Source organism: Mesorhizobium sp. M6A.T.Ce.TU.016.01.1.1 (assembly GCF_003997065.1).
GTDB lineage: Bacteria > Pseudomonadota > Alphaproteobacteria > Rhizobiales > Rhizobiaceae > Mesorhizobium > Mesorhizobium mediterraneum.
Genome location: NZ_RZTJ01000170.1, coordinates 1 through 398, shown reverse-complemented (window position 1 = coordinate 398; position 398 = coordinate 1). Strand labels below are relative to the sequence as shown.

Below are 398 nucleotides of genomic sequence, written 5' to 3'. Positions count from 1 at the left end.
GGCACGGATTACTTCCCCAAGGAATCCGACAATTTCTTCGTCGGCAATTCCTTCCCGACCTGCGGCATCAATTTCAGCGCCCAGGAAATCATGGGTCAGACCAAGGAAAACCAGTAAATCATCGCTGGCTGTCACCTGGCGCCGCGGCTTGAGCCGCGGCGTTTGTCTCAATTCCACAATCGCCCTGGGAGGGCCGATGGACGGTGCGGCTCCGCTCTTTCGTATGGAAGGCATATCCAAGCGCTATGGCGGTGTACGCGCGCTGGAGAAGGCCGAGCTTGTTGTCGAAGCCGGCAGCATTCACGCCATTCTCGGTGAAAACGGCGCCGGCAAATCGACGCTGATCAAGGTCATGGCAGGTGTCGTGGCGCCCGATGAGGGGCGCATGACTCTGGATG

The 398-nt window shown here is 59.0% G+C and carries 1 protein-coding gene and 1 pseudogene; both read left to right on the top strand.

Features of this window, described 5'->3' with window-relative positions; all coding sequences use genetic code 11:
• A pseudogene (locus tag EOC94_RS35035) lies at positions 1–117 on the top strand (ribose ABC transporter substrate-binding protein); the annotation flags it as partial.
• Positions 118–196: 79 nt separating this feature from the next.
• On the top strand, positions 197–398 hold a 202-nt coding region (locus tag EOC94_RS33810; protein WP_127295904.1), incomplete at its 3' end, for an ATP-binding cassette domain-containing protein.